Genomic DNA, 6067 nt, shown 5'->3' with positions numbered 1-6067 from the left:
GGAGGCGGGCGTGTACGCAGGCTTCGAGAAGGCGCTGGAGGCGGCGGTCGCTTCCGGCCGCATTGCGGGCGCGGTGGCCGCCGTGGCGGACCGGGACGGGGTGACCTATACGCGGCAGGCCGGGGTCCGGCAGGCGGGCGAGCCCGCGGCCATGACCCAGGACACCCTCTTCTGGCTGGCCAGCATGACCAAGGCGATCGTCTCGGTCGCGGCCCTGAGGGAGGTTGAGGCCGGGCGGCTCAGCCTGGATGGCGACCTGTCGGGCCTCCTGCCCGAGTTCGCGGACCTGAAGGTGCTGGAGGGCTTCGGGGAGGATGGCGCCCCGCGCCTGCGCCCCGCCCGCCGGTCGCCGACCCTGCGGGACCTCCTGACCCACACTTCGGGCTTCGGCTATGGCTTCCTGAGCCCGGACCTGACCCGCTGGCACGCGGCGACCGGAGCGCCGGACCCGAATGGCGGGACGCGGGCGGCCCATGTCCTGCCCCTGCTGCATGATCCCGGCGAGGCCTGGACCTACGGGATCGGCATCGACTGGGCGGGCCTGGCGGTGGAGGCGGCCAGCGGCCAGCGCCTGGACGATTACCTTGGGGAGCACATCCTCGGACCTCTGGGGATGACGGACACGGGCTTCACCCCCGTGGACCCGGATCGCCGCGCCGTGGCGCACCTGCGTGTGGAGGGAACTCTCTTCCCGGCGCCCACCCCTCCGGGCGGGACGGAGGCCGAGGTTCTGTCGGGCGGCGGCGGCCTGCATGGCACGGCGCCAGACTATATCCGCTTCCTGCGCATGCTGCTGAACGGCGGCGAGCTGGACGGGGCGCGGGTGCTGAGGCCGGAGACAGTGCGGTCGCTCAGCGAGGTGCAGACCGGCGCGCTGAGGGCCGGGGCCTTCAAGACGGCCAATGGCGTCCTGACCACCGACTTCGACCTCTATCCGGACATGCACACCGGGCATGGCCTCGCCACCGTCGTCACCCCGGAGGCGACGAAGGAGGGCCGCAGTCCCGGCGCCCTGAACTGGGCGGGGATCTTCAACACCTATTTCTGGGCCGATCCGGAGGCGGGCAAGGCGGGCGTCCTGTTGACCCAGCTCATGCCCTTCGGCGACCCGGACGTCCTGGCCCTGCTCAGAGCGCTGGAAAAGGGCGCCTGAGGCGGGCTCACCCGCCGATGATGACCCTTTCCTGGCCCCACCAGAGGGGGCTCTTGGGCAGGTCGATGAACTTCCGCTCGTCCTCCAGAAGAAGGCGACCGGCCTCCCGGGCGGCGGGATCCTCCGCCATTTCGGTCAGATCCTCCAGGCTGTCGTACCAGAGCTGGGCCACTCCATCGAACTGGGGCGGGGCGTTGCGGGGGGCGCGGATGCCGTCGCTGACCGCCTCGTCCATGGAGTGTAGCTGGACATACCGGCGGATGCGCAGGACGTCTTTCACGCTGGCCACCAAGGGCCCGTGGGTGTGGAACCAGTAGTCCTGGAACTGCTCTCGGGTCAGGTGCGGCAGGCGCACAAGAGCGAAGGTGAGCTTGATCATGGAGGTTCATCCTTTGCGGGTCCCCCGCATTTCGGACGCGAAGGCCGCGGATGGCGAGTCTTTCCTTGCGCTACGCCCCTCCCCCTCGCCTCCCGGATGGCCTAAATCGGCGGCATGCGCACAGAGACCCCCGCCCCGATCCGCCTGGCCGACTACACGCCGCCCGCCTTCCTGGTCGACGAGGTCCACCTGGACTTTGACCTGAAACCCGAGGCGACCCGGGTGAGGGCCCGGCTGTCCCTGCGCAGGAATGGCGCGGCGGGCGCGCCGCTGAAACTGGATGGCGAGCGGCTGAAGACCCTGTCCGTCGCCGTGGACGGGCGGGTGCTGGGGCCGGGCGAGTTCACCGCCGACGACCACAGTCTGACGATCCCGGGGGTCCCGGACGCCTTCGCCCTGGAGACCGAGGTCGAGATCAACCCGGCGGCCAACAAGGCCCTGGAGGGGCTCTACATGTCGGGGGGCCGGTTCTGCACCCAGTGCGAGGCCGAGGGCTTCCGCACCCTCACCTGGTATCCAGACCGGCCGGACGTCCTCGCCCGCTTCACCGTGCGCATGACCGCAGATGACGCCTGGCCGCGCCTGTTGTCCAACGGCAACCTGGTCGAGACCGGCAGGGGGCCGGACGGCCGGCGCTATGCGGTCTGGAACGACCCCTTCCCCAAGCCCTGCTACCTCTTCGCCCTGGTGGCGGGCGAGCTGGACGAGCTGGTCGACAGCTTCGTCACCGCCAGCGGCCGGAAGGTGGAGCTCAAGATCTACGTCGATCCCGGCATGTCGGCCCGGGCCGCCTACGCCATGGACGCCCTGAAACGGTCCATGCGCTGGGACGAAGAGGCCTTTGGCCGCGAGTACGACCTGGACCTCTTCATGATCGTCGCCGTACGTGACTTCAACTTCGGGGCCATGGAGAACAAGGGCCTCAACATCTTCAACTCGTCCCTGCTGCTGGCCGACCCCGAGACGGCGACGGACCTGGACTACGAGCGCATCGAGAGCGTGGTGGCCCACGAGTACTTCCACAACTGGACGGGCAACCGCATCACCTGCCGCGACTGGTTCCAGCTGTGCCTGAAGGAGGGGCTGACCGTCTTCCGCGACCAGAGCTTCTCGGCCGACATGCGCGGTGAGGCGGTCCAGAGGATCAAGGACGTCAAGGCCCTGCGGGCCCGTCAGTTCGCCGAGGACCAGGGGCCGCTGGCCCACCCGGTGCGGCCCTCCAGCTACCTGAAGATCGACAACTTCTACACGGCGACCATCTACGAGAAGGGCGCCGAGGTGATCCGGATGCTGAAGGCCCTGATCGGGGCCGAGGCCTTCCGCAAGGGCATGGACCTCTACTTCGAGCGCTGGGATGGCTGCGCGACCACGGTGGAGGCCTTCATCGCCTGCTTCGCCGAGGTCTCGGGCCAGGACCTGTCGGCCTTCTTCGCCTGGTACGAGCAGGCCGGGACCCCGCGGGTGCGGCTGGCCTCGCGCTGGACGCCGGAAACGGGCGAGCTGGAGATCACCCTCACCCAGAGGACGCCCGCCACCCCAGGCCAGGCTGACAAGCGCGCCCTGCCCGTCCCGGTCCGGCTGGGGCTGCTCGACGCCGAGGGCCGGACCATGGCCTTCACCCGGGACGGCGAGGCCCAGGACGAGACCCTGGTGGTGCTGGAGGGCGAGGAGACGCGCCTCACCCTTTCCGGTGTGACCTCCCGGCCGGTGGTCTCGGCCCTGCGGGGCTTCTCCGCGCCCGTGGAGCTGTCATCGGACGCCCGCCCCGGCGACCGCTACGTCCAGCTGGCGGGCGACCCGGACCTGTTCAACCGCTGGGAGGCGGGCCAGGAGGTGGCGCGGGACCTGATCCTGGCGCGGGCCTCCGGCGCCCCGGACGAGGTGGGCGAGGAGCGCTTCGCCGAGGCCATGGGCCGGGCGCTGAACGACCAGGCCTCGGAGCCCGCCTTCAAGGCCCTGCTCCTGGCCCTGCCGACGGAATCCGACCTCGCCGTCGCCCGGCCCCCCGCCGACCCGGCGGCGATCCATGAAGCCAGGCAAGCCCTGCGCCTGCGGCTTGCGGTTCACCTCGAGGAGACGCTGAAGCGGCTGCATCTCGGCCTGCAGGATGGCGGCGAGTTCTCGCCGGACGCCGCCAGCGCCGGACGCCGGGCCCTGCGCAACGCCGCCCTGGAGGCCCTGGCCGCCAACCCCCTCAGCGAGATCCGGGCCCTCGCTGAGGGCCACTACCGGGCGGCCGGGAACATGACTGATGCGATCGGGGGCCTGAACGCCCTGATGACCCTGGGGGGCGCGGCCTTTGCCTCGGCCCTGGAGGACTTCCACACCCGCTGGCGCAACGAGCCCCTGGTGATCGACAAGTGGTTCGCCCTTCAGGCCCGGGATCCCTCGCCCGAGGCCCTGGAGCGGGTGATCACCCTGACCCGCCATCCGGACTTCGACGCCCAGACGCCGAACCGGCTACGGGCCCTGGTGGCGACCTTCGCCACGGCCAATCCCGCACGGTTCCACGCCGAGGACGGGTCCGGCTACCGATTCCTGGCCGACCAGATCCTGGCGGTGGACCGCTACAATCCCATGACCGCCGCCCGGCTGGTGGAGCCCCTGGGATCCTGGCGCCGCTACCGACCGGACCTGGGGGCGAAGATGAAGTCCGAGCTGGAGCGGATCGCCGCCGCCCCCGGACTGTCGCGGAACGTCCTGGAACTGGTCGGGCGGGCCCTGGACGGCTGAATTCGGCGCCGGCCATCGGTAACGTTGGGAGTCTGTTCACCATCTCCGTGGTGAAGAAGTGAGTCGGAGCGGCGAAGGGGCCGTCTGACCGGGGGGCTCCAGCGGTGTCTGCAGTCAGCGATTTCGGAAGGATAGAGCGGTCAGACCCGCTGAGCGGCGGGACCTCCGCGTCCCTGGTCCTGGCGGGCCTCACCGCTTCCGCTCTGACAGCAGGCCTCGCCATCACCCTCCGTGACGCCGCACCCGCCTGGAGCGGAATCCTGATGATGGCCGCCCCCTTGGGCGCCCTTACCGGCGTTGGCGGCCTATGGCTGGGCCGACGCGGCGCCAGGAACAAGGCGTTCCGGGAGACACCGCCCGGGGAGGCGCCGCCGGAATCCCTGATCGAGGCCCTGCAGGTCATGGCTTCGGCCTTCGCATGCTGGGACGCCCAGGGCCGGCTGGTGGCCGCCAATCCCGCCTTCGCCCGGATGTTCGGCTTCGACACCGAAGCCCTGCAGCCCAACTCACCGCATACCGAGTTCGCCCGGCTGACGCGCCAGGCCGTCCGTCAGGCCCTCAAACCGGACGGCGCCGCCACCGGCGTCCGGGAGATCGAATTCCGCGACGGGCGCTGGGCGCAGACCCACGAACGGCGCACCCCGTCCGGCGGACTGGTGATGACCGCCGTGGACATCACCGCCCTTAAGCTTCGGGAAGCCGAGCGTAGCCGTGACGAGGAAACCCTTCGCGACGCCATCAGCCGCCTGGAGGGCAGCCAGACACAGCTTTCGGAGCTGGCCCGGAAGTACGAGACCGAGAAGCTGCGCGCCGTCGAGGCCAACCGGGCCAAGAGCGAGTTCCTGGCCAATATGAGCCATGAACTGCGTACGCCGCTGAACGCCATCATAGGTTTCTCGGAGATCATGACCCAGGAGCTCTTCGGGCCCCTCGGCGCGCCGTCCTACAAGGGCTACGTCGGCGACATCCTGGCCTCCGGCCATCATCTGCTGGCGCTGATCAACGACGTGCTCGACATGTCGAAGATCGAGGCGGGCAAGATGACCCTCAACCGGGAGCGCCTCGACATGGGACAGCTGGCGGAAGAGGCGCTTCGCCTGGTTCGGAACCGGGCGGAAACGTCCGGCCTCATGCTGATCGCCGACGTCGGGGAGGACCTGCCCGAGGTGGAGGCTGACGCCCGGGCGGTGAAGCAGATTCTGCTCAATCTCCTGTCCAACGCGGTGAAGTTCACCCCGGCAGGTGGTCGGGTCTCGGTGCGCGCGCGCTCGGAGGCCGGCGGCATCCGCCTTACGGTCCACGATACCGGCATCGGCATCGATCCGGATGACCTGCCGCGACTGGCCGCGCCCTTCGAGCAGGTCGAGAGCCAGCAGTCGAAGACCACACAGGGAACCGGACTGGGCCTGGCCCTCTCCAAGGCCTTCGTGGAAATGCACGGCTCCAACCTGACTATCGAAAGCGCCCCCGGCCACGGGACCCGGGTCAGCTTTCTCCTGCCGCCTGCGGAGGACCCGGGGGCGGACGCGCCGCGGGAAGGTCTGGCCTGACCGGGTATCGTCCCCGGGGCTGAGCATCCCGGGCCAGAGCTTCGCCGATCCGCGCCCGGACCTCGGGAGACTGGCGCAGCGCCCATTCCGCCACGGCATTCTCCACCCGACTGCGGGCGGCCAGTTCTCGGCGTCGGGCCATGTCCAGCCGGCGCGCGGCCTCCGCTTCGTTGACCTCGCCCCTCGCCAAGGCGCGCCAAGCCGCCGCGCGCTCGCGGCGAGCCTGGATGAGATCGGCCCGAACGGCTTCGC

At 70.2% G+C, this 6067-nt stretch carries 5 protein-coding genes; 3 read left to right on the top strand and 2 right to left on the bottom strand.

Annotated elements, in window-relative coordinates; all coding sequences use genetic code 11:
• Window positions 1-1153 (top strand): serine hydrolase domain-containing protein (locus tag IM632_RS10020; protein WP_296552293.1); only part of this gene is annotated, 1153 nt, incomplete at its 5' end.
• Between the two features lie 7 nt (window positions 1154-1160).
• Here IM632_RS10020 and IM632_RS10015 read toward each other — a convergent pair.
• Complete coding sequence (locus IM632_RS10015; RefSeq protein WP_296484600.1) at window positions 1161-1532, bottom strand: EthD domain-containing protein; 372 nt, start codon at window positions 1530-1532, stop codon at window positions 1161-1163.
• 114 nt (window positions 1533-1646) lie between these two features.
• Between IM632_RS10015 and pepN the strand changes: the two genes are divergently transcribed.
• Together pepN and IM632_RS10005 are read left to right on the top strand one after the other, a co-directional pair.
• Window positions 1647-4265 carry an aminopeptidase N gene (pepN, locus tag IM632_RS10010; RefSeq protein ID WP_296484604.1) on the top strand — a complete coding sequence of 873 codons (2619 nt, stop codon included), beginning with the start codon at window positions 1647-1649 and terminating at the stop codon, window positions 4263-4265.
• A gap of 104 nt (window positions 4266-4369) precedes the next feature.
• Window positions 4370-5815: a PAS domain-containing sensor histidine kinase gene (locus IM632_RS10005; protein WP_296484607.1), complete on the top strand. Its 1446-nt coding sequence runs from the start codon at window positions 4370-4372 to the stop codon at window positions 5813-5815.
• On the opposite strand, the gene IM632_RS10000 is transcribed toward IM632_RS10005, so the two are convergent.
• Window positions 5751-6067 (bottom strand): hypothetical protein (locus tag IM632_RS10000; RefSeq protein WP_296532073.1); only part of this gene is annotated, 317 nt, incomplete at its 5' end. The two genes, IM632_RS10005 and IM632_RS10000, sit on opposite strands and share 65 nt — an antisense overlap.

This window comes from Phenylobacterium sp., assembly GCF_020402505.1.
Taxonomy (GTDB): domain Bacteria; phylum Pseudomonadota; class Alphaproteobacteria; order Caulobacterales; family Caulobacteraceae; genus Phenylobacterium.
Note: the sequence above shows the minus strand (reverse complement) of the source record. Positions and strands in the feature narration are given on the sequence as shown.

Bases quoted from the DNA above. Each gene is read 5' to 3' on its own strand.
- IM632_RS10015 (WP_296484600.1), bottom strand. From the start codon at position 1,532: ATGATCAAGCTCACCTTCGCTCTTGTGCGCCTGCCGCACCTGACCCGA.
- pepN (WP_296484604.1), top strand. From the start codon at position 1,647: ATGCGCACAGAGACCCCCGCCCCGATCCGCCTGGCCGACTACACGCCG.